This window comes from Actinacidiphila rubida (assembly GCF_900110255.1).
Taxonomy (GTDB): Bacteria; Actinomycetota; Actinomycetes; order Streptomycetales; family Streptomycetaceae; genus Actinacidiphila; species Actinacidiphila rubida.
In genome coordinates this window covers 158,305-180,452 of the sequence record NZ_FODD01000017.1, presented here as the reverse complement: position 1 = coordinate 180,452, position 22,148 = coordinate 158,305, and the positions used below count along the sequence as shown (strand labels likewise).

The 22,148-nt window shown below is 74.7% G+C and carries 18 protein-coding genes; 14 read left to right on the top strand and 4 right to left on the bottom strand.

Annotated elements, in window-relative coordinates:
* Positions 1-3 precede the first annotated feature (3 nt).
* A complete protein-coding gene (locus BMW99_RS18575; protein WP_069467519.1) occupies positions 4-1,035 on the bottom strand; it encodes an ABC transporter substrate-binding protein in 1,032 nt (343 codons plus the stop codon).
* A 171-nt stretch (positions 1,036-1,206) separates the two neighbouring features.
* Between BMW99_RS18575 and BMW99_RS18570 the strand changes: the two genes are divergently transcribed.
* The 3 genes from BMW99_RS18570 (at position 1,207) to BMW99_RS18560 (ending at position 4,374) form a co-directional block, all read left to right on the top strand.
* Positions 1,207-2,220 (top strand): FecCD family ABC transporter permease, encoded by a 1,014-nt coding sequence (locus tag BMW99_RS18570; RefSeq protein WP_069467523.1) that lies wholly within the window; start codon positions 1,207-1,209, stop codon positions 2,218-2,220.
* Positions 2,217-3,326, top strand: a complete 1,110-nt coding sequence (locus BMW99_RS18565) for a FecCD family ABC transporter permease (RefSeq protein WP_079139112.1) — start codon at positions 2,217-2,219, stop codon at positions 3,324-3,326. The genes BMW99_RS18570 and BMW99_RS18565 overlap by 4 nt, the downstream gene beginning before the upstream one ends.
* 136 nt (positions 3,327-3,462) lie before the next feature.
* Positions 3,463-4,374 carry an ABC transporter ATP-binding protein gene (locus tag BMW99_RS18560; RefSeq protein ID WP_069467520.1) on the top strand — a complete coding sequence of 304 codons (912 nt, stop codon included), beginning with the start codon at positions 3,463-3,465 and terminating at the stop codon, positions 4,372-4,374.
* Here BMW99_RS18560 and BMW99_RS18555 read toward each other — a convergent pair.
* Positions 4,322-4,669, bottom strand: coding sequence for an SCP2 sterol-binding domain-containing protein (locus BMW99_RS18555; RefSeq protein ID WP_069467521.1), 348 nt, complete (start codon positions 4,667-4,669; stop codon positions 4,322-4,324). The genes BMW99_RS18560 and BMW99_RS18555 overlap by 53 nt on opposite strands.
* A gap of 139 nt (positions 4,670-4,808) precedes the next feature.
* Here BMW99_RS18555 and BMW99_RS42690 point away from each other — a divergent pair, with 139 nt between their 5' ends.
* From BMW99_RS42690 to BMW99_RS18520, 7 genes are all read left to right on the top strand, one after another.
* A complete protein-coding gene (locus tag BMW99_RS42690; protein ID WP_107451799.1) occupies positions 4,809-6,023 on the top strand; it encodes a hypothetical protein in 1,215 nt (404 codons plus the stop codon).
* On the top strand, positions 6,016-6,321 hold the full coding sequence (locus BMW99_RS18545; protein WP_075017178.1) for a hypothetical protein: 306 nt from the start codon (positions 6,016-6,018) through the stop codon (positions 6,319-6,321). The genes BMW99_RS42690 and BMW99_RS18545 overlap by 8 nt, the downstream gene beginning before the upstream one ends.
* A gap of 7 nt (positions 6,322-6,328) precedes the next feature.
* Positions 6,329-7,135 (top strand): TlyA family RNA methyltransferase, encoded by an 807-nt coding sequence (locus BMW99_RS18540; protein ID WP_069467662.1) that lies wholly within the window; start codon positions 6,329-6,331, stop codon positions 7,133-7,135.
* Complete coding sequence (locus BMW99_RS18535; protein WP_069467661.1) at positions 7,132-8,046, top strand: NAD kinase; 915 nt, start codon at positions 7,132-7,134, stop codon at positions 8,044-8,046. Before BMW99_RS18540 ends, BMW99_RS18535 begins: the two co-directional genes overlap by 4 nt.
* A gap of 111 nt (positions 8,047-8,157) precedes the next feature.
* Positions 8,158-9,909: a DNA repair protein RecN gene (recN, locus tag BMW99_RS18530; protein WP_075017177.1), complete on the top strand. Its 1,752-nt coding sequence runs from the start codon at positions 8,158-8,160 to the stop codon at positions 9,907-9,909.
* Between the two features lie 366 nt (positions 9,910-10,275).
* Positions 10,276-11,106 carry a hypothetical protein gene (locus BMW99_RS18525; protein ID WP_075017176.1) on the top strand — a complete coding sequence of 277 codons (831 nt, stop codon included), beginning with the start codon at positions 10,276-10,278 and terminating at the stop codon, positions 11,104-11,106.
* A gap of 135 nt (positions 11,107-11,241) precedes the next feature.
* Positions 11,242-12,375, top strand: coding sequence for a glycosyltransferase family 4 protein (locus BMW99_RS18520; RefSeq protein WP_075017175.1), 1,134 nt, complete (start codon positions 11,242-11,244; stop codon positions 12,373-12,375).
* 68 nt (positions 12,376-12,443) lie between these two features.
* Here the strand turns inward: BMW99_RS18520 and BMW99_RS18515 are convergent, their stop codons facing one another.
* Complete coding sequence (locus tag BMW99_RS18515; protein WP_265737205.1) at positions 12,444-14,270, bottom strand: glycoside hydrolase family 15 protein; 1,827 nt, start codon at positions 14,268-14,270, stop codon at positions 12,444-12,446.
* Positions 14,271-14,770: 500 nt separating this feature from the next.
* On the opposite strand from BMW99_RS18515, the gene BMW99_RS18510 reads away from it, so the two are divergent.
* Together BMW99_RS18510 and BMW99_RS18505 are read left to right on the top strand one after the other, a co-directional pair.
* Complete coding sequence (locus BMW99_RS18510; RefSeq protein WP_245791526.1) at positions 14,771-16,453, top strand: CTP synthase; 1,683 nt, start codon at positions 14,771-14,773, stop codon at positions 16,451-16,453.
* Positions 16,450-17,073: an NUDIX domain-containing protein gene (locus tag BMW99_RS18505; protein ID WP_075017173.1), complete on the top strand. Its 624-nt coding sequence runs from the start codon at positions 16,450-16,452 to the stop codon at positions 17,071-17,073. The genes BMW99_RS18510 and BMW99_RS18505 overlap by 4 nt, the downstream gene beginning before the upstream one ends.
* Positions 17,074-17,226: 153 nt before the next feature.
* On the opposite strand, the gene BMW99_RS41360 is transcribed toward BMW99_RS18505, so the two are convergent.
* Positions 17,227-17,628: a hypothetical protein gene (locus tag BMW99_RS41360; protein ID WP_177226085.1), complete on the bottom strand. Its 402-nt coding sequence runs from the start codon at positions 17,626-17,628 to the stop codon at positions 17,227-17,229.
* A gap of 826 nt (positions 17,629-18,454) precedes the next feature.
* On the opposite strand from BMW99_RS41360, the gene BMW99_RS42685 reads away from it, so the two are divergent.
* Together BMW99_RS42685 and ald are read left to right on the top strand one after the other, a co-directional pair.
* Positions 18,455-20,326 carry a tetratricopeptide repeat protein gene (locus tag BMW99_RS42685; RefSeq protein ID WP_265737204.1) on the top strand — a complete coding sequence of 624 codons (1,872 nt, stop codon included), beginning with the start codon at positions 18,455-18,457 and terminating at the stop codon, positions 20,324-20,326.
* A 371-nt stretch (positions 20,327-20,697) separates the two neighbouring features.
* Positions 20,698-21,822: an alanine dehydrogenase gene (gene ald, locus BMW99_RS18490; RefSeq protein WP_176735605.1), complete on the top strand. Its 1,125-nt coding sequence runs from the start codon at positions 20,698-20,700 to the stop codon at positions 21,820-21,822.
* Positions 21,823-22,148 lie beyond the last annotated feature (326 nt).

Genomic DNA, 22,148 nt, shown 5'->3' with positions numbered 1-22,148 from the left:
GTGTCAGCTCACCTTCTTCGCCGAGGTGATGGCCTGGGTGAGGGCCTCGATCCGGGCGGCGCACTTGCCGTACGAGAAGATCGGCTCGCTGGGCCAGCCGAGGACCTGCCCGGCCTTGACCGCGGGCAGCCGCGCCCAGGTGGGCTTGCCCGCCAGGTCCTTGGGCTGCAGCGTCGCCGACCGGTTGTCGAGCATCATGACGTCGGCCCGGTACTTGTCGGCGTTCTCCCAGCTGAGGGTCTCGAAGAAGCCGCCCTGCACCTTGTTCGGGACGATGAAGTCCACGCCGAGGCTGCGGTAGTAGGTCAGGTCGGCGGCGGAGGAGGGCGTGGAGACGTAGAACGCGTCGGCGGCGCCCGAGCAGGCCATGACCTTGACGCCCGGGTGGGCCTTCACTGCGGCGCGCAGGTCCGCGGAGGCCTTCTCGAAGCGGGTCTTCTGGGCCGCGTTGGCGGACGAGGCCATGTCGGCGCCCAGGGACGTGGCGAGTTCGGCGTAGCGCCGCAGCGGGGTGGTGAGCGGGACGCCCGCGACGTCGACGCCGACGCTGGGGGCGATCGCCAGGATCTTCTTCGCGCTCTCGTCGGGGACGTACCAGAGCGTCGGCGCCTGGTACATGTGGCTGATCAGCAGCCCGGGGGAGAGGGCCGCGTACTTCTCGATCGAGAACTCGCCCCAGGTGTTGCCGATGACGGTCACCTTTGCGACGTCGAGGTCGCCGGCCTGGGCGTCGGCGGAGCCGTCCTTGAGCTTCGTGGGGCCGAACACGCCGGCGCACTCGATGCCGTAGTCGTGCAGGGCCGCGGCCGCGCCCACGTAGGCGACGAGATGGGCGGGGGTGCGGTCGAGCTTCACCTGCTGCTTGCGGTCGTCGGTGAACGTCCACGGGCCGGCCGGGGTGGTGGCCGTCCCGGTCCCGGAACCCTTGGGGCCCGCCGCGTCCGAGCCGCCGGAGCCGGACGAGCCGCCGCAGGCGGCCAGCAGCGCGCCGAGGCCGACGGTGCCGCCGGCCGCGAGAAGGCCGCGGCGGGACATTTCCGCCGCGGACGGTCGTGACGCGGACGTTCCGGACACGGAAGTGGAACGGGAGGTGTGCATGGGCTGCCGCTCTGCTCGAAGGTGCGTAGGCAAGGTTAGGCTAACCTAACTCCCGTGTTGGTCGAACGTCACTCCCCGCCCGCCCGGGACACCGGGACCGCCCCCGGGCTGCCGCACGGCAGCCCGCCGCGCACCAACGCCCGGCGAACCGCCGGGCTGCTGCTGGCCGTTGGGCTCCTGCTGGCCGTCGTCGTGGCCAGCATCGCCATCGGCGCCAAGGACATCCCCGCCGGCCAGGTCTGGCACGGGCTGTTCCACCCCAGCGGCACCGACGACGACGTGGTGGTCCGCGAACTCCGGCTGCCCAGAACCCTGCTGGGACTGCTGGTGGGTGCCGCGCTGGGGATGGCCGGCGCGGCCATGCAGGCGCTGACCCGCAACCCGCTGGCCGACCCCGGACTCCTCGGCGTCAACGCGGGCGCCGCGGCCGCCGTCGTCTCGGCGATGAGCTTCTTCGGCGTCGGCAGCACCACCGGGTACGTGTGGTGGGCACTCGCCGGGGCCGCCGCGATATCCGTGCTCGTCTACGCGGTCGGCGGCAGCAGGTCCGCCACCCCGGTACGGCTGGCCCTCGCCGGCACCGCGGTCACCGCCCTGCTCCAGGGCTGGACCAGCGCCGTCGAACTCACCGACCACGCCGCCCTGGACCGCATGCGCTTCTGGCAGGTCGGCTCCCTCGCCGCCGCCGACATGAGCACCGTCCGGCAGGTCGCGCCCTTCCTCGCGGCCGGCACCCTGATCGCGCTCGGCGCCGCCCGCTCCCTCAACGCCGTCGCCCTCGGCGACGACACCGCGCGCGCCCTCGGCGCCGGACTGGCCCGCACCCGCGCCCTGGTGATGCTCGCCGTCACCCTGCTGTGCGGCGCGGCGACCGCCGCGTGCGGGCCGATCGTGTTCGTCGGCCTGATGGTCCCGCACGTCGTACGCGGCATCACCGGCCCCGACATGCGGTGGATCCTGCCGTACACCGCCGTCCTGTCCCCCGTGCTGCTGCTCGGCTCCGACGTCGTCGGACGCCTCGTCGCCCGCCCCGCGGAACTCCAGGTCGGCATCGTCACCGCCGTCCTCGGCGGACCGGTGTTCATCGCCCTCGTCCGGCGCCGAAGGATGGCCGAGCTGTGACGCGCACACCCGCCACGCCCCACGCCGCCGGGACGTCGGAGGCCGCAGGGCGCGCGAAGACGCCAACGGCCGCGCGGATCACGGCACTCCGCGCCCCCGGCGGACTGTCCGTGCGGTGCGACGCACGGGCCGCCCTGGTGTGCGCCGCCCTGCTCGCCGCCGCGCTCGCCGTCTCCGTCGTCCTCATCGGCACCGGCGACTTCCGGATCGCCCCGGCCGACGTGCTGCGCACCCTGACCGGACACGGCACCGCCGCCCAGGAGTTCGTGGTCCGTGACCTCAGGCTGCCGAGGGTCGCCGTGGCACTGCTCGCCGGCGCCGCGCTCGGCACGGCCGGCGCCGCGTTCCAGAGTGTGGCCCGCAACCCGCTCGGCAGTCCCGACGTCATCGGCTTCGGGCAGGGCTCGGCGGCCGGCGCGCTCGTCGTCATCGTGCTGCTCAAGGGCGATGCGAACGAGGTGGCGGCCGGCTCGGTGGCGGGCGGGCTGCTCACCGGACTCGCCGTGTACCTGCTGGCGTGGAAGCGCGGCGTGCACGGCTACCGGCTCGTCCTGGTCGGTATCGGCGCCTCCGCGGTGCTCTCCGCCGTCAACAGCTACCTGCTGGTCAAGGCCGACTTCGTCGACGCCGCCCGATCGGTGGTCTGGCTCACCGGCTCGCTCGACGGGCGCGACTGGGACCAGGTGTGGCCGCTGCTCGGGGCCTGCGCCGTGCTGGTGCCGCTGCTGCTGTGGCAGGGGCCTGCGCTGCGCCTCACCGAGATGGGCGACGACACCGCCCGAGGGCTCGGAGTCCGCGTCGAACGGGTCCGGCTGACCGCGGTCCTCGCCGCCGTCCTGCTCACCGCCTCCGCCACCGCCGCCGCCGGACCCGTCGCCTTCGTCGCCCTCACCGCCCCCCAACTGGCCCGCCGCCTCACGCGGTCGCCCGGAGCCGGGCTGCTGCCCTCCGCCCTCATGGGCGCGACCCTGCTGGTCACCGCCGACCTCGCGGCGCAGCGCGCCTTCGGGTCCGGGCAGGTCCCCGTCGGCGTCGCCACCGGCGTCCTCGGCGGCGGCTACCTGCTGTGGCTGCTCGTCGCCGAACGGCGGGCCGGCCGGATATGACCCCGCGCCGCCCGACGGGAACGCACGCCCGCCCGAGCGGTACGCGGTCCGACGAGGAACGCGGTACGGAGAGGAACGCGCGTACGAAATGAGCGCTTTGCCGACACGACGTCACCACCCCCAGGAGAACACCCGCATGACGCGCGACAACGACAAGTCGACTCACCGGCCCGAGCAGCCGGCCACGCGGCAGCGCCTCGTCGCCGAGTCCGTGACGCTCGCCTACGACCGGCGGACCGTCGCCGAGGACCTGTCCGTCGACATCCCCGACCAGTCGTTCACGGTCATCGTCGGCCCCAACGCCTGTGGTAAATCCACCCTGTTGCGCGCCCTGTCGCGGCTGCTGAAGCCCCAGCAGGGCCGGGTGCTGCTGGACGGGCAGGCGATCGGCTCGCTGCCGGCCAGGACCGTGGCCCGGACCCTCGGCCTGCTCCCGCAGAGCTCGGTGGCCCCCGACGGCATCACCGTCGCCGGACTGGTCGCCCGCGGCCGGTACCCGCACCAGGGACTGCTGCGCCAGTGGTCCGCCGAGGACGAGCGGATCGTCGACGAGTCGATGTCCGCCACCGGCGTACAGGCGCTCGCCGACCGACCGGTGGACGAACTGTCCGGCGGGCAGCGGCAGCGCGTGTGGATCGCCATGGCCCTGGCCCAGCAGACCCCCCTGCTGCTCCTCGACGAGCCGACCACCTACCTCGACATCCAGCACCAGATCGACGTCCTCGACCTGTGCGCCGAACTCCACGAGCAGCGCGGCCGCACCCTCGTCGCGGTCCTGCACGACCTCAACCAGGCCGCGCGCTACGCCACCCACCTGATCGCCATGCGCGACGGGCGGATCGAGGCGCAGGGCCCACCCGCGGAGATCCTCACCGCGGACCTCGTCGAGCGGGTCTTCGGCGTGCCGTGCCGGATCATCGACGACCCGGAGAGCGGGACCCCGCTGGTGATCCCCGCGGCCCGGCGGGCCGCCGACACGCCCGCGGGCGACCCCGCTACAGCAGCGACCGCAGCCGCAGCACGTCCCGCAGACTCGCCTGCACCTTGACGCGGCCGCTGCCCCAGGCCTTCGCGAAGTGCAGCCGGCCGCCGACCATCGCGAGCAGGTCGTCGCCGGTCATCGACAGCCGGATCTGGGCCTTGTCCTCGGGGGTGCCGGGCACCGCGACCACGTCCTGGATGCGGCCGTCGGCCAGCCGGCCGACGAACGTCGTGTCGAGATCGGTGATGCGGCAGCTCAGCGAGCGGTCGAGGGCCGCGGCGGCCCCGGCGTCGCCCTCGGCGCCCGAGAGGGTCGCCGAGAAGCGGTCGAGCGCGTCGCGGCACTCCTCGATGGTGGCCATCGTGCGGTCGTCCCTCGTCGTGGGTTGCGTCCGGATGACCGTACCGCAGGCACCGTCAACGGGACGCGGCGGCCGGAGGCGGTAGCGTCGGACGCACGTCGCACATATGCGGACGACGGCGAGGCGAGGAGTGAGAGCGATGCGGGACGCGCTGCGTACCTGTCTGCAGATCGCGGGCGGCCTGACCGAGGCCACCCGGCGCCGCACGGTCGACGCGGCCAGGGACCTGTTCGACCAGGCGGGGATCGACGTCGGAGGCCTCCAGCAGCGGCTCGGCTCGGCCGTGCCCGCCGAGGTGCAGACCCTCGCCGACGAGCTGATGGCCACCGGACGGGCCAACCGCGACCTGCTCGTGGGCCTCGTCCGCGAGGAGGTCGACAAGGCGGTCGGCCGCGTGGGGCGGATCGCCGACGAGGTCACCAAGGTCGGCGTGGTCCTGGAGTCCCTGGAACGGCGCATCCGCAACCTGGAGACGCCGAAGGCCGCGGAGCCCTCCCCGCCGCCGTCCGAACCGGCACCGTCCCCGACCGTCGAGCACGTCCGCGTGGACACGGACAAGCCCGCGCCCGGACGGCCCGCGGCGTCCGGAACGGCGAAGAAGGCCGCGCCCGCCGCCAAGAAGACCGCACCGGCGAAGAAGACCGCACCCGCGGCGAAGAAGACGGCGCCCGCCAAGAAGGCCGCGCCCGCGAAGAAGACGGCGGCCAAGAAGGCCGCACCGCCCGCGGCTTCCGCTGCCCCCGCGAGCACGACGGCGACCGGGACGGCCGCCTCGGGCGAGGCCGCCCCGGCGAAGAAGACCACCGCGAAGACCGCGGCGAAGAAGACCACCGCCAAGAAGGCCACCGCCAAGAAGGCGACCGCGGGTGCCACCACCGCGCGGAAGACCACCACGGCCAAGCAGACGACGGCGCAAGCCAAGAAGGCCGCGCCCGCGAAGAAGGCGGCCGCCACGAAGGTGACGCCGTCCGCGCAGTCCGCCGCGCCGGCGGCCGCGTCCACGGACGCCTCGGCGGCGGCTCCGACGACCGGGACGGCCGCATCGGGGGCCGCCTCGGGCCAGGCCGCCCCGGCCAGGAAGTCGACCGCGGGCACCACCGCGCGGAGGACCACCGCGGCCAGGAAGACGACGCCGCGGGCCAAGAAGGCCGCGCCGGCCAGGAAGTCCGCCGCGACGAAGACGGCCGCGCCCGCGAAGACGGCGAATCCCGCCACTTCGCGGACCCCGGCCACCACGACCGGTGCGGCCGCGAAGAAGTCCGCGCCCGCGAAGAAGCCGGCACCCGCCAAGCGCGCGGCGGCCGACGGCGGCACCGAGCAGGCCGGCACGCCACGAGGGGCCGGCGATGAGTGAGTCCACCCCGGTCTGGGCCCGGGACCTGGTGGCGGCGCAGGGCACACCGGACGCTCCGCCCCAGGAGGCTCCCGGCGGGGAGCGTCCGGAGGACGCGCCCGCGGCGACCGGCACAACGGCTGAGCCGCAGCCGCTGGGGGTCACCGTCGCCGCGACGGGGAATGCTGAGGTCGACGCCGCGGTTGAGCGGCTGGGGGACGCGGACGAGCTGCCGGTGCACGCGCACATCGAGGTGTACGAGGATGTGCACCAGGGGCTGCGCGACACACTCACCGCGCTGGACGAGAACAGGGGCTGAACCGTACGTGGCACGACGCCGACTCGACGCTGAGCTGGTGCGCCGGAACCTCGCGCGCTCACGGGAGCACGCGAGCCAGCTGATCGCCGCCGGCCGCGTCACCGTGGGCGGCGCCACCGCGACCAAGCCGGCCACACAGGTCGAGACGAGCGCGGCCGTCGTCGTCGCGCAGGACGGGAACGCACCCGACTACGTCTCGCGCGGCGGCCACAAACTGGCCGGCGCGCTCGCCGCGTTCCTGCCCAAGGGCCTGGCCGTGGAGGGCCGCAGGGCGCTGGACGCGGGCGCGTCCACCGGCGGCTTCACCGACGTCCTGCTGCGCAACGGCGCGGCGGAGGTCGTCGCCGTCGACGTCGGCTACGGGCAACTGGCCTGGTCGCTGCAGAGCGACGACCGGGTCGTCGTCAAGGACCGCACCAACGTGCGGGAGTTGACGCTGGAGGCGATCGACGGCCGGCCCGCCGACCTCGTGGTGGGCGACCTGTCGTTCATCCCGCTCGGCGTGGTGCTGCCCGCACTCGTCCGCTGCGCCGCGGCCGACGCGGACCTGGTGCTGATGGTCAAACCGCAGTTCGAGGTCGGCAAGGAGCGGCTGGGCAGCGGCGGCGTGGTCCGCAGCACACAACTGCGTGCCGAGAGCGTCCGCAAGGTCGCCGGGCAGGCCGCCGAGCTGGGCCTGGGGGTGCTCGGGGTCACGGCCAGCCCGCTGCCGGGCCCCTCGGGCAACGTGGAGTACTTTCTGTGGCTGCGCGCCGGCGCGCCCGCGCTGGATCCGGCCGAAGTCGACCGTGCAGTGGCGGAGGGGCCGCGTTGACCGAGAACCACGACCTGCAGGACCGGACCGTCTTCCTGCTCACCCACACCGGCCGTGACGCGGCCATCCGCAGCGCCGAGCGCGTCGTCGGCGGGCTGCTGCGCTGCGGCATCGGCGTGCGGGTGCTGGAGGACGAGGCGGCCGACCTGCCGCTGCCGAGCACCGTGGAGCTGATCGCCGAGATCGGGCCCGGCGCGGTGCAGGGCTGCGAGCTGATCATCGTGCTGGGCGGCGACGGGACGCTGCTGCGCGGCGCCGAGTTCGCCCGCGCGTCCGGCGTGCCGATGCTCGGCGTCAACCTCGGCCGGGTCGGCTTCCTCGCCGAGGCCGAGCGGGACGACCTGGACAAGGTCGTCGACCGTGTCGTCACCCGCGAGTACGAGGTCGAGGAGCGGATGACCCTCGACGTGCTGGTGCGCAACGACGGGCACATCGTCCACACCGACTGGGCGATGAACGAGGCGTCCGTGGAGAAGGCGTCCCGCGAGCGGCTGCTGGAGGTCGTCACCGAGGTCGACGGCCGCCCGGTGTCCGCGTTCGGCGGCGACGGAGTGGTGTGCGCGACCCCCACCGGCTCCACGGCCTACGCGTTCTCCGCCGGCGGGCCCGTGGTCTGGCCCGAGGTGGAGGCGCTGCTCATGGTGCCGATCAGCGCGCACGCGCTGTTCGCCAAGCCGCTCGTCACCTCGCCGCGGTCGGTGCTGGCCGTCGAGGTGCAGCCCCAGACCCCGCACGGCGTGCTGTGGTGCGACGGCCGCAGGACCGTCGAGCTGCCGGCCGGCGCGCGGGTCGAGGTGCGCCGCGGCGCGGTGCCCGTGCGGCTGGCCCGGCTGCACCACGCCTCGTTCACCGACCGTCTGGTGGCGAAGTTCGCCCTGCCCGTCTCCGGGTGGCGCGGCGCCCCGCACTGACGCCGTCCGGGCCCGCCGCGACCCCGCGGCGGAGGGCGCGCGGGCCCCCGCCGGGGCTTCGCACGGAAGCCCGCTGCCGGTGGCCGTCGCGCGGCGGGCGGCAAACCTCGTATGGTCGTATCCGTGTTGGAGGAAATGCGGATCAGGTCGCTGGGAGTCATCGAGGATGCCGTGGTGGAGCTGTCACCCGGCTTCACCGCGGTGACCGGCGAGACCGGCGCGGGCAAGACCATGGTCGTCACCAGTCTCGGCCTGCTGCTCGGCGGCCGCGCCGACGCGGCGCTGGTGCGGATCGGCGCCAAGCAGGCGCTCGTGGAGGGGCGGATCACCCTCGGAGCCGGCTCGCGCGCGTCCGTGCGCGCGGAGGAGGCGGGGGCCGAACTCGACGACGGCGCGCTGCTGATCAGCCGCACCGTCTCGGCGGAGGGCCGGTCCCGCGCGCACGTCGGCGGACGCACCGTGCCCGTCGGGCTGCTCGGCGAGCTCGCCGACGACCTGGTCGCCGTGCACGGCCAGACCGACCAGCAGGGACTGCTGCGCCCGGCGCGGCAGCGCGAGGCGCTCGACCGCTACGCCGGCGACGCGGTGGCCGTGCCGCTCGCCAAGTACGCCGGTGCCTACCGGCGGCTGCGCGAGGTCGCGGGCGAGCTGGCCGAGCTGACCACGCGGGCCCGCGAGCGCGCGCAGGAGGCCGACCTGCTGCGGTTCGGCCTGGAGGAGATCTCCGCCGCCGAACCGCAGCCCGGCGAGGACGCCGAACTCGCCGCCGAGGCGGAGCGCCTCGGCCACGCCGAGGCGCTGGCGTCCGCGGCGACCCTCGGCCACGCCGCGCTCGCCGGAAACCCCGAGGACCCCGAGGGCGTGGACGCCGGGACGCTGGTGGCCGGCGCGCAGCGCGCCCTCGACGCCGTCGCCGCGCACGACCCGGTGCTGTCGGCACTGGCCGGGCGCCTCGGCGAGGTCGGCATCCTGCTCGGCGACGTGGCCGGTGAGCTGGCCGGCTACGCCGACAACCTGGACGCCGACCCCCTGCGGCTGGGCGCCGTCGAGGAGCGCAGGGCGGTGCTGGCGCACCTGGTCCGGAAGTACGGCCAGGACATCGACGCGGTGCTCGAATGGGGCCGGGAGAGCGCGTCCCGCCTCGCCGAACTCGAGGGCGACGACGACCGGATCGGCGAGCTGACCGCGGAGCACGAGGCGCTGCGGGCCGAGCTGAGCGGGCTCGGCCAGGCGCTCAGCGACGCGCGCGCCGAGGCGGCGGACCGCTTCGCCGCCGCGGTCACCGCGGAGCTCGCCGAGCTAGCGATGCCGCACGCACGGGTCACCGTCGCGCTGCACCAGACGGAGGCGGCCGGACCCGAGGACGGCATCGAGGTCGGCGGCCGCGCCGTGGCGTACGGGCCGACGGGCGTGGACGAGGTCGAGCTGCAGCTCGCGCCGCACCCCGGGGCGCCGCCGCGGCCGATCGCCAAGGGCGCGTCCGGCGGTGAGCTGTCCCGCGTGATGCTCGCCGTCGAGGTGGTCTTCGCCGGGTCCGACCCGGTGCCGACGTATCTGTTCGACGAGGTCGACGCGGGTGTCGGCGGCAAGGCGGCGGTCGAGGTCGGCCGGCGGCTGGCGCGGCTGGCGCGGACCGCGCAGGTCGTGGTCGTCACCCACCTGCCGCAGGTGGCCGCGTTCGCCGACCGGCAGTTGCTGGTCGAGAAGACGAACGACGGGTCCGTGACGAGGAGCGGCGTCCGCGTGCTCGAGGGCGAGGACCGGGTGCGGGAGCTGTCGCGCATGCTGGCGGGCCTGGAGGACTCCGAGCTGGGGCGGGCGCACGCGGAGGAGTTGCTGGCCGCGGCCAAGGCGTCGCGCTGAGCGCGCGAACACCGGGGCGGGCGGGCCGGGGGCGGCCCGGGGCGGCCCGGTGAGCCTGTCGCGTGGCGCGGGTCCGTTGCCGGCTGGCCGCCGGCGAGGGTGCGCGGTCCGGCCGGCCGCCGGTGGGGCTTTCCCCCGCCTGGCGGCGCGGGGTGCTCCCACCCGCGCCACCCGTGACGGGTTCGTTGCCGGGTGAGGGTGGCCCCTGTGGGGGTGATGCGCCGTCGGCGGGTGGCTGGTGGGGCCAGATCGGGCGTGGCGAGGGCGGCGTCGACCGGGTCCTCGTGGGCTGGACGGGCGTAGGGGGTGGGGGAGGGGGAAGGAAGGGGGGATCGGTGTGGGGGTGGTGAGTGGAGAGGGGTCGGGATGACCGCGAGGGACGGACGGGTGTCGGTCGGGGCGGCTGCTGCGGCGGCGACCCGGGCGGCGTACCGGCAGTTGCGGCGGCGGCCGCCCGTGGAAGCGCACATGTGGCAGCGGACGAACTACGCCGGGCGCGGGGTCGAGTTGTACGGGGGGCTGGCCGTCGCGGCCGGTGCCGCGACGGCGCTGGTCACCGCACGCGGGCTGGGGCTGCGGGCACGCGCCGCGGCCGTCGGGGCGGCGCTGGTCGCGGGGGCCTGCGGCGCGTACGACGACCAGAAGGGCTCCCCGGACGAGCGCGGCCTCGCCGCGCACCTGGACGCGCTGCGTGACGGCCGGCTGACGTCCGGCGGCGTGAAGCTGCTCGGTATCGGCGCGGCCGGCCTGGCCGCCGGCGTGCTGCTGAAGGCCCGGCCGGTGGACCGGTTGCTGGCCGGCGTGGTGATAGCCGGCACCGCGCACGCGGTGAACCTGGTCGACGTCGCCCCGGGCCGCGCCGCGAAAGCGGTCATCGCCGTCGGCGCCCCCGGCCTGCTCCGTTCGGGAGCCGGCGGGGTGCTCGCCGCGGCGCCCGTCGGCGCCGCGGCCGCCGTCCTCGGCGACGATCTCAGCGAGCGGACGATGCTCGGCGACGCCGGCGCGCACGCGCTCGGTGCCGCGCTCGGCGCGGCCATCGTGGCGGCCAACGGGCGTGTCGGGCTGCTGCTGCACGCCGTCGCACTGGTCGCGGTGACCGGAGCGGGAGACAGGATCTCCACCGACCAGCGGTTGTGGAATGCACCCGGAGTACGGCACCTTGATGCCTGGGGCCGCGTCGCCCACCCGTATGGGTGATCCCCGCACGGGGTGAGCGGGTGTGACGGCCCCCGAACGCGCAAAGCCATGGCCTCGGCCTGGCATCCTGGGACAGGCCGCCTTGGCCGCGCCCGCCCCGCGCCGACCCCGCACCGAGTCAGGAGCCGTACCCGCGTGAGCAGCCCCGTCCACCCCGCCAAGGGTCAGCTGCACGCCGTGCACGTCCTGAGCACGGCGGCCGGCGCTCATGTCAGCTCGCTGGCCGGGGGATTGGTCGCGCGCGGCGTCGAGGTCACCGTGTGCGCGCCGGCCGCCGCCGAGTCGGACTACGCGTTCACCCGCCGCGGCGCGCGCTTCGTGCCCGTCGACCTCGGCCGCCGCACGGCGGCCGACGCGCCCGCGGTCGCCGCGCTGCGCGCGGTGTTCACCGAGGCCGGTGTGGTCCACGCGCACGGCATGCGGGCCGGGCTGCTGTCCGCCCTCGCCCTCGGCGGCCGCCGCACTCCGCTCGTCGTCACCTGGCACGGCGGCGACCCGCCCGCCGACGACGGCCCCGGCGCGATGGTGCTGCGCTGGCTCGAACGCCGCTGGGTCCGCGGCGCCTCCGTCGTCCTCGGCGTGTCCTCGGACCTGGTGGACCGGGCCCGCCGGTACGGCGCCCGCGACGTGCGCCTCGCGCCGCCCGCGGTGCCGCGCCCGCCGGCCCGCCCGCCGCGTCCACCCGTCGAGGGCGACCGGCACCGGCAGAAGACCCGCGCCGAATTCGGGGCCCTGGACCGGCCGTTGCTGCTCGCGGTCGGCCGCCTGGAACCGCAGAAGGGCTACGAGCTGCTGCTCGACGCGGCGACCCGCTGGGCCGGACTCGACCCGCGGCCGCTGATCGCGGTCGCCGGTGAGGGACCCCAACGGGCCCTGCTGGAACGGCGGATCGAGACGGAGCGGCTGCCGGTGCACCTGCTCGGCCGGCGCGACGACCTTCCCGAACTGCTGTCCGCCGCCGACCTGGTGCTGCTGCCGAGCCGCTGGGAGGGCCGTGCCCTCATCGCGCAGGAGGCGCTGCACGCCGGAGTGCCGCTGGTGGCCACCGCGGTCGGCGGCACCCCCGAACTCGTCGGCGAGGCGGCGGAACTGGTGCCGTACGGCGACGCCGTCGCGTTCGCCCGCGCCGTGACCGGGCTGCTCGCCGACCCCGAACGCCGCGCCGCGCTCGCGGTGGCCGGCCGCGCGCAGGCCGCGACGTGGCCGACCGAGGACGACACCGTGGCCCAGGTGCTCAGCGTCTACGACGAGTTGACACAGGGCCGGTAGCCGGAGGCCGGCGGGGGCTCAGACCCCCGCCGCCACCTGCGCGCCGCGCCGTCCGACAACGCTTACGGTCACGCCCGGAACGCGCCGGCCGCGGTCAGCCGCAGCGCGGTGTCGATCAGCGGCACGTGGCTGAACGCCTGCGGGAAGTTCCCGACCTGGCGCTGCCGCTTCGGGTCCCACTCCTCGGCGAGCAGGCCCAGGTCGTTGCGGAGCGCCAGCAGCTTCTCGAACAGCCGCCGCGCCTCCTCCACCCGGCCGATCATCGCCAGGTCGTCGGCGAGCCAGAACGAGCAGGCCAGGAACGCGCCCTCGTCACCGGGCAGCCCGTCGAGGTTCTGCTCGCCGCTGGCGTCGCTGCTGGAGGTGGGGTAGCGCAGCACGAAGCCGTCCTCGGTGGACAGCTCCCGCTGGATCGCCTCGATCGTGCCGATCACCCGCTTGTCGTCCGGCGGCAGGAAGCCCATCTGCGGGATCAGCAGCAGCGAGGCGTCCAGCTCCTTGGAGCCGTAGGACTGGGTGAACGTGTTGCGCTCCCGGTCGTAGCCCTTCTCGCACACGTCGTCGTGGATCTCGTCCCGCAGTTCCCTGAACCGCTCGAGCGGGCCGTCGACCTCGCCGGACTCGATGAGCTTCACCGTCCGGTCGACGGCCACCCACGCCATGACCTTGGAGTGCACGAAGTGGCGGCGTGGGCCGCGCACCTCCCAGATGCCCTCGTCCGGCTCGTTCCAGTGCTTCTCCAGGTACCGGATCAGCTTCAGCTGCAGGAGGCTCGCGTAGTCGTTGCGGGCCAGCCCCGTCATGTGGCCGAGGTGCAGGGCCTCGGTGACCTCGCCGTACACGTCCAGCTGCAGCTGATGGGCGGCGCCGTTGCCGATCCGCACCGGCGAGGAGTTCTCGTAGCCGGGCAGCCAGTGCAGCTCGTTCTCGCCGAGCTCGCGCTCACCGGCGATGCCGTACATGATCTGCAGGTTCTCCGGGTCGCCGGCGACCGCGCGCAGCAGCCACTCGCGCCAGGCGCGGGCCTCCTCGCGGTAGCCGGTGCGCAGCAGCGAGGACAGCGTGATCGCCGCGTCCCGCAGCCACGTGAAGCGGTAGTCCCAGTTGCGGACGCCCCCGATGTCCTCGGGCAGCGACGTCGTCGGAGCCGCCACGATGCCGCCGGTCGGCGCGTAGGTGAGGGCCTTGAGCGTGATCAGCGACCGGACCACCGCCTCACGGTACGGCCCGGTGTAGGTGCACTGGTCCACCCACTCGTTCCAGAACTCCAGGGTGTTCGCCAGCGCCACCTCGGGCTCGGGCAGCGAGGGCTGCGGCTTGTGCGACGCCTCCCAGCTGATGGTGAACGCCACCCGGTCGCCGGGACCCACGGTGAACTCGGAGTACGTCGTCAGGTCCTTGCCGTACGTGTCGGCGTCGGTGTCCAGCCACACGGAGTCCGGCCCGGCCACGGCCACCGTGCGGTCGCCGACCTTGTGCACCCACGGGGTGACCTGGCCGTAGGCGAACCGCATCCGCAGGCTGGAGGACATCGGCACCCGGCCGCTGACCCCCTCCACGATGCGCACCAGCTGGGGCGCGCCGTCGCGCGGCGGCATGAAGTCGGTCACACGGACCGTGCCGCGACCGGTGTCCCACTCGGACTCCAGCACCAGTGAGTCGCCGCGATAGCGGCGGCGGGTGGCGCGCGGCGGTTCCGTGCCCTCCCGGTGGGCCGGCCCGACCCGCCAGAAGCCATGTTCCTCGGTGCCCAGCAGACCGGCGAACACCGCCGGCGAGTCGAACCGGGGCAGGCACAGCCAGTCGACAGTGCCGTCGACGCAGACCAGGGCTGCGGTCTGCATGTCACCGATGAGTGCGTAGTCCTCGATACGCCCTGCCACGTGCAACTCCAGTCGAACACGGCGCCGCCCTCGCTGGGGACGGTCTTGCGGTCTGGGGAAATTCTCAGATCTGGATCTGTGAACGAGCTCTGCGATCCGGATGAGGGCGGGGTTGGTGCCGTGCCGGTCGGCTCGCGCAATGCGTCCGAGCAGAATACGTCGTCGGACCGAGCGTTGCGCGCCTCTCGGCGATCTTCGCTGGGCCTGTCGGGTGTACCCGCGGGCCCCTCCCGTGACAGGCCGCGGCCCGTTCGCCCTGCTCCGCCCGGTACCCCGCACACCTTCTCCGCGAGGTCCGCACTTCTCACACACGAGCCTCGCACACCGCTGCCGCGAACTCCATGATCAGCGAAAGTCGGGGGCGGGCACGAGGCGGCGCCTGCCGTGACCGGGCTCGGGCGCTGATACCCTGGTAGCCCGTGGACCGGTGGGCTGTACCACTGAACCGCCGCGGTCGGCGCCCCCAAGGGCCACCGACCCGACTCTCACCTCGCGACCACGGGAGCCCCCTCTTGGCAAGTGCGCCGAAATTCGCGCCGAAATCCTCGACGACCAAGCACATCTTCGTCACCGGCGGGGTGGCGTCCTCGCTCGGCAAGGGTTTGACCGCCTCCAGCCTCGGCGCCCTCCTGAAGGCGCGCGGCCTGCGGGTCACCATGCAGAAGCTGGACCCGTACCTCAACGTGGACCCGGGCACCATGAACCCGTTCCAGCACGGTGAGGTGTTCGTCACGGACGACGGCGCCGAGACCGACCTGGACATCGGCCACTACGAGCGCTTCCTGGACGTGAACCTCGCGGGCTCGGCCAACGTCACCACCGGCCAGATCTACTCCTCGGTGATCGCCAAGGAGCGGCGCGGCGAGTACCTGGGCGACACCGTGCAGGTCATCCCGCACATCACCAACGAGATCAAGTCCCGGATCCGGCGGATGGCCACCGACGACGTGGACGTGGTGATCACCGAGGTCGGCGGCACCGTCGGCGACATCGAGTCGCTGCCGTTCCTGGAGTCCGTCCGCCAGGTCCGGCACGAGGTCGGCCGCGACAACGTCTTCGTGGTGCACATCTCGCTGCTGCCGTACATCGGCCCGTCCGGCGAGCTGAAGACCAAGCCGACCCAGCACTCGGTCGCCGCGCTGCGCAACATCGGCATCCAGCCCGACGCGATCGTGCTGCGCGCCGACCGCGACGTGCCGACCGCGATCAAGCGCAAGATCTCCCTGATGTGCGACGTCGACGAGGACGCGGTCGTGGCCGCGATCGACGCGCCGTCGATCTACGACATCCCCAAGGTGCTGCACACCGAGGGCCTGGACGCGTACGTCGTCCGCCGCCTGGACCTGCCGTTCCGCGATGTGGACTGGACGCAGTGGGACGACCTGCTCAAGCGGGTCCACCAGCCCGCCCACGAGGTCACCGTGGCGCTCGTCGGCAAGTACATCGACCTGCCCGACGCCTACCTGTCGGTGACCGAGGCCCTGCGGGCCGGCGGCTTCGCCAACAACGCCAGGGTCACCATCAAGTGGGTCACCTCGGACGACTGCAAGACCCCTGCCGGCGCCGCGGCCCAGCTGTCCGGCGTCGACGCGGTCTGCGTGCCCGGCGGCTTCGGCGACCGCGGCGTCGAGGGCAAGGTCTCGGCCATCACCTTCGCCCGCGAGAACCGCATCCCGCTCCTCGGACTCTGCCTCGGCCTGCAGTGCATCGTCATCGAGGCGGCCCGCAACCTCGCCGGCATCGACGACGCGAACTCCACCGAGTTCGACCCGGCCACCGCCCACCCGGTCATCTCGACCATGGCCGAGCAGCTCGACATCGTCGGCGGCAAGGGCGACCTCGGCGGCACGATGCGGCTCGGCACCTACCCGGCGAAGCTCGCCGAGGGCTCCGTCGTCCGCGAGGCGTACAGCGACCAGCCGTACGTCGAGGAACGCCACCGGCACCGCTACGAGGTCAACAACGCGTACCGCGCGGAGCTGGAGAAGAAGGCCGGCATCGTGTTCTCCGGCACGTCGCCGGACAACAAGCTGGTCGAGTTCGTGGAGTACCCCCGCGAGGTGCACCCGTATCTGGTCGCCACCCAGGCGCACCCCGAGCTGAAGTCCCGGCCGACCCGCCCCCACCCGCTGTTCGCGGGCCTGGTCAAGGCGGCCGTGGCGATCAAGACCCAGGGCACGGAAGGCCGCGCATGATCCAGGACACTCCCCAGGAGTGGCAGGTCACGGCCACGTCCACGCCGTTCACCGGCAACAAGACCGGTGTGCGCACGGACGAGGTCGTGATGCCCGACGGCGGTACCGCCGTCCGCGACTACCAGGTGCACCCCGGCTCGGTGGCGGTGCTCGCCCTCGACGACGAGGGCCGCGTCCTGGTGCTCAAGCAGTACCGGCACCCGGTGCGGCACAAGCTGTGGGAGATCCCCGCCGGCCTGCTCGACATCCCCGGCGAGAACCCGCTGCACGCCGCGCAGCGCGAGCTGTACGAGGAGGCGCACGTCAAGGCCGAGGACTGGCGTGTGCTGATCGACCTCTACACCTCGCCCGGCGGCTCCGACGAGGCGGTCAGGGTGTTCCTGGCCCGCGGCGTCTCCGCGGCCGAGGGCGAGCGCTTCGAGGTCTCCGAGGAGGAGGCCGACATGGAGCACAGCCGGGTGCCGCTCGCCGAGCTGGTGCGCGGCGCGCTCGCCGGTGAGCTGCACAACACCTGCCTCGTGGCGGGGGCGCTCGCCCTGCAGAGCGCGCTGGCCGGCGACGGCCTCGACGCGCTGCGCCCGGCCGAGGCGCCCTGGCCGGCCCGGCCCTTCACGGCCTGAGCGGGCGCGGCCGCGGCGCGCCGGTCGACCCCGTCGACCGGCGCCGGACGCGGCCGCACCCGTGTGCGGGCCGCCCGCACGCGGATGATCCGATGGGGTGATCGTGGCCCCTGTCGGCCGCGTCAGTCCCCAGGGAGGCCCGGTCCCGGTGAACTAAGGTCGACGAGTGCCCTCGCGCGGGGCGCGCGCCGCGTCGACCTCAAGAGCCGGGAGCGTGCCCGTGACGGACCAGGCACTCGACCCGCCCCCGGCCCGCCCCGGCTCCTCCGCCCCGGCGGACCCCTCCGCGGAGCCCACCGCACCGAAGCCGCCCGAGCGCCGGCCGCGCAAACGGTCCGCGAAGCCGGGCGCGGCCGCGGAGCCCGCGGCGCCGAAGACGGTGGACTCCGCGCCCGGCACGTCGGCCGGGGCGGGCAGGTCGGCGAAGGCGAAGGCGAGCGCGTCCGCGGCCGCGGAGGGCGCTCGGCCCGAGGAGGGCGGCGAGAAGCCGGCCCGCGCCCGGGGAGCCGCGGGCCAGAAGCTCCGGAAGGCGGCGGCGGCCCCTCGGCGCGGCAAGCGCGCGAAGGCCGAGGCTGAGGCCGAGGTCGAGGTCGAGATCCAGGCCGCGGCCGAAACGGCACCCCCAGTTGACGTTCCGGTCCCCGTGGGCACCCCGGACGAGGCAAGATCGGCGAAGAGCGCCGACGGGGCAGCCGCGGCTCGCATGGCGGCGGGGAGGGAGACACACGTGACACCTGGGCCGGACCCCCGCAGCCAGGCCCCCGCGACGACGCCGGACCCGCTCTCTCCCGCGAACCGGCATGGCGACGAGGGCCGGAACGCGGCGGCGCCCGCAACCGCCCAGGCGGAGGGCCCGGCACAGGACGGGACGGCTTCCGCGGGCCCCCGGGCGTCAGCCCCCGGCGCCCACGCCGGCAGCGCGGACCGTACGCCGCCCCCGGCCGAGGACTCCTCCGCTCCCATCCGCGAGCCCGCCCCGGCCCCCGGCCGCACCGGCGCTCGCACACCGGGCACCGCCCCTCCCGGACCCGCGCCGAGCCCCCTCCCCGAGGCGACTGCTTCCAGCCGTCCTTCGCCCGCCGCGGCCTCCGGTGGCGCCGACGCTCGGGCGCAGGGCGCGGTCGGCTCCCGCCCGGGTTCGGCTTCCGCGGCCGGTGCTTCCGCCGCCAACACCGTGGCGGCCCCGAGTGCGTCCCAGGCGCAGGCCGCGGCGCCGTCCACCCGCACCGACGCGGGGGCGCAGGGCGCGGCCCCTGCCGCGCCCACGTCCGATACGGCGGCGCGCAGTGCTTCCCCTGCCGGTGATGCGGCGGACCGGGCCGCGGCGCCGGCCGCCGCCGCGGAGGTCCGTGCCGGAGGGCGGACGGTGCGGCGGGGGGACGTGCCCGCCGGGCCGGTGGGCGGGTTCGTCGGGCGCGAGCGGGAGCTGGAGGAGTTGCGCGGGGAGATCGGGCGGCCGGGGCTGCGCGTGGCCGGAGGGCGCGAGGCCGAGCGGGGGCGGGTGCTGCTCGTCGTGGGGCGTCCGGGGATCGGGCGGACCGCGGTGGCCGTGGAGCTGGCCCGGCAGGTGGCGGCCGGCTACCCCGGCGGGCGCCACTTCGTCCGGCTGACGGGCGACGGCGGCGAGCCGCTGCCCGCGGAGGAGGTCGCGGACGCCCTCGCACCGGCCGCGGGCAAGCCCGCGCTCGTCGTGCTGGACGACGTCGCCCGCGGCGACCAGCTCGCCGGGCTCCTGCCCCTCGCCCCGGGCAGCCTCGTCGTGGCGACGGCCGGCGGCCCGCTGACCGGAGTGCCCGACGTACGGCCCTGCACGCTCGGCGGGCTCGACACCCCGGCCGCCGTCGAGCTGGTGGCCCGCGCCGTCGGCGGCACGCGGGTGACCAACGACCCGCGCGGCGTCGAGACCCTGGTCCAGGAGCTCGGCGGCCACCCCACCGCGCTGCGCCTGGTCGCGGCCTGGCTCGCCGCGCAGCCGCGGCTGTCGCTGTCGGAGGCCGCGGCGCGGCTGAAAGCGGTGCCGGGACCCGGCGAGCTGACGCGCGCGTTCCGGCTCGTGTACGACGCGCTGCCCGCGAGCGCCGCGCTGCTGCTGCGGCTGCTGGTGCTCGCGCCGGCCGGCCGGATCGACGCGCAGGTGGCCTCCGCGCTGGCCGGGTGCTCCGTGCCGGCCGCCCAGAGCACGCTGGACGACTTCGTGGCGAGCGCGCTGCTGGAGGGCGGCGGCCCCCGCCCGTACCGGGTGCCGGGCTGCCTGGAGCCGCTGCTGCGCGCACTGCTCGAACAGCACGAGAAGCCCGACGACGTCCGCCTGGCGCGTGCCCGGATGCTGGAGCGGACCGTGCGCCTGCTGCGGTCGTGCGGTGCGACGCTCGCCGGCGAGGCCCCCGAGGACGGTCTGCCGCCCACGCTGCGCTTCGCCTCGCCCGCCGCTGCCGCCGACTGGCTGGCCGACCGCCGGCCCGCGCTGCTGGCCGCCGCGCGCGCCGCCGTCGCGGACGGCGAGCTGGACACGCTGGCCAGGCGGCTGATCGCCGCGCTGGTGCGGGCGCTGGTCAGCGTGCCGGAGGGCCCGCAGGCCATGGCCGCGGAACGTTACGCGCTGCACGGCCTGGTGCTGGGCGTGGCCGAGCGGCGCGGCCTGCACCGGGAGAAGGCCGCCGCGCTGATCAATCTCGCCGACCTGGACGCGGAGGCCGGCCGCGGAGACGGGGCGCTGGCGAAGTACCGGCAGGCGCTGGACGCGGCCCGCGCGGGCGACGACACTGACGCCGAGGGCCGGATCCTGGAGGCGCTGGGCGGCACGTACCTCGACCGGCAGGACCTGCCGCGCGCCTGCGACTGGTTCGGCCGCGCGCTGGCGCTGCGCCAGGCCCGCGGCGAGCTGGTCCACCAGGCCCGGCTGCACGCGAGGATCGGCTCGGTCCTCACGTACCAGGCCCAGTACGGGCTCGCCCTGCGCGAGTGGCGCGCGTCCGCCGGGACCTACCGGCGGCTGGGCGACCTTCCGTCCCAGGCCCGCGCGCTGACCGAGGCGGCCCGGGTCCAGGAGTACGCGGGACACCCGGAGGACGCCCTGCGGACCTGCCGGGACGCGCTGTACTGGGCCCGGCAGGCGGGGGAGCGGCGGCTCGAGGCGGCGGTGCTGCTGCGCCTCGCCGACGCCCTGGACCGGCTCGGCGACAGCAGTGGCGCCGGGCTGCAGCGCGCGGCCGCGCAGCGGCTTTTCAAGCCCGGCGAGTTCCCGGCCTTCTGAGCCGCCGCGCGGACCGGCGCACGGACCTTCGCGCGGACCAGCGCACAGGCCGCCGCGTGGACGACCGCACGGCCCGTTGGCGGACCACGGCACGGCCCGTCTGCGGACCGCTGCACGGCCCGCCGGTGGCGCCGGACCGGCCCGGTCGGCCTGCCGCACCGGCGGGGAACCGCCGCGAGCCTACGAAACTGCCAATGCTCTCCGGCAAACCAACCACTTTGTAAGGCTGGACAGCGGCTCTTCCTTCACTAGACTGGGCTCCGCCGCGTACAAGGCGGTCAGGTCCGACGTGTCGTGCCATCCCGCACCATGTCAGGACGCACTGGCGCGTTCCCGCGCAACCACACCCCGTTTCCCTGAGTGCAAGGACCGTGATCGACGTGAAGGTGGGCATCCCCCGCGAGGTCAAGAACAACGAGTTCCGCGTGGCCATCACCCCGGCCGGCGTGCACGAGCTCGTCCGCAACGGCCACCAGGTCGTCGTGGAGCAGGGCGCCGGGAACGGCTCGTCCATCCCGGACGAGGAGTACGTGGCCGCGGGCGCGCGCATCCTCCCCACCGCGGACGAGGTGTGGGGCGAGGCGGACCTGCTGCTGAAGGTCAAGGAGCCGATCGCCGAGGAGTACCACCGGCTGCGCAAGGACCAGACGCTCTTCACCTACCTGCACCTGGCCGCCTCGCGCGAGTGCACCGACGCGCTGCTGGAGTCCGGCACCACCGCGATCGCCTACGAGACGGTCGAGACCCCGAACCGCCAGCTGCCGCTGCTCGCCCCGATGTCCGAGGTGGCGGGCCGGCTCGCCCCGCAGGTCGGCGCGTACCACCTGATGCGTTCGGCCGGCGGCCGCGGCGTGCTGCCCGGCGGCGTCCCCGGCGTGCTGGCCGGCACCGCCGTCGTCATCGGCGCCGGCGTCTCCGGCTGGCACGCCGCCACCATCGCGCTCGGCCTCGGCTTCCACGTCACGCTGCTCGACAAGGACCTCAACAAGCTGCGCGAGGCCGACAAGGTGTTCGGCAACCGCGTCCAGACCATGGCGTCCAACACCTTCGCGCTGGAGCAGGCGGTGCTCGGCGCCGACCTGGTCATCGGCGCGGTGCTGATCCCCGGCGCCAAGGCCCCCAAGCTCGTCACCAACGAGATGGTCTCCCGGATGAAGCCCGGCGCGGTGCTGGTCGACATCGCCATCGACCAGGGCGGCTGCTTCGAGGACTCGCGGCCCACCACGCACGCCGAACCCACGTTCACCGTGCACGACTCGGTGTTCTACTGCGTCGCCAACATGCCCGGCGCGGTGCCCAACACCTCCACCTACGCGCTCACCAACGCCACGCTGCCGTACATCGTCGAGCTCGCCAACCGCGGCTGGCGGGACGCGCTGCGGCGCGACGCGGCTCTCGCGCTGGGCCTCAACACCCATGAGGGCCAGGTCGTTTACGGTCCGGTGGCCGAGGCGCACGGCCTCCCGGTGACCGATCTGCACACGCTGCTGGGCTGATCCCTCCGGGGCTTCCAACTCCAGCGACACGGCCGGGTCTTGGCGAACGAGACCCGGCCGTTCGTGTCGTTACGCCCTTGACAGAAGGGCGTTCGGTTACCGACACATCGTGCCGTGTCCGGCGGATTGTGTTGCTGCGGACCACCGACACGCCATAGAGTCGCGAAACGTCGGCTGTAGTCACGCTGACCTGTCTAGAAGTTTCCTGGTCACCAAGGAGGTAAGACGACTTGTGAATGAGTCGACATTTGCTCCCGGGGGTGGTCAGCCAGGAACGACCGTCGGTTCCGTCGCGGTCCGTACCTTCGAGTCCCGCCGGGCCGAAA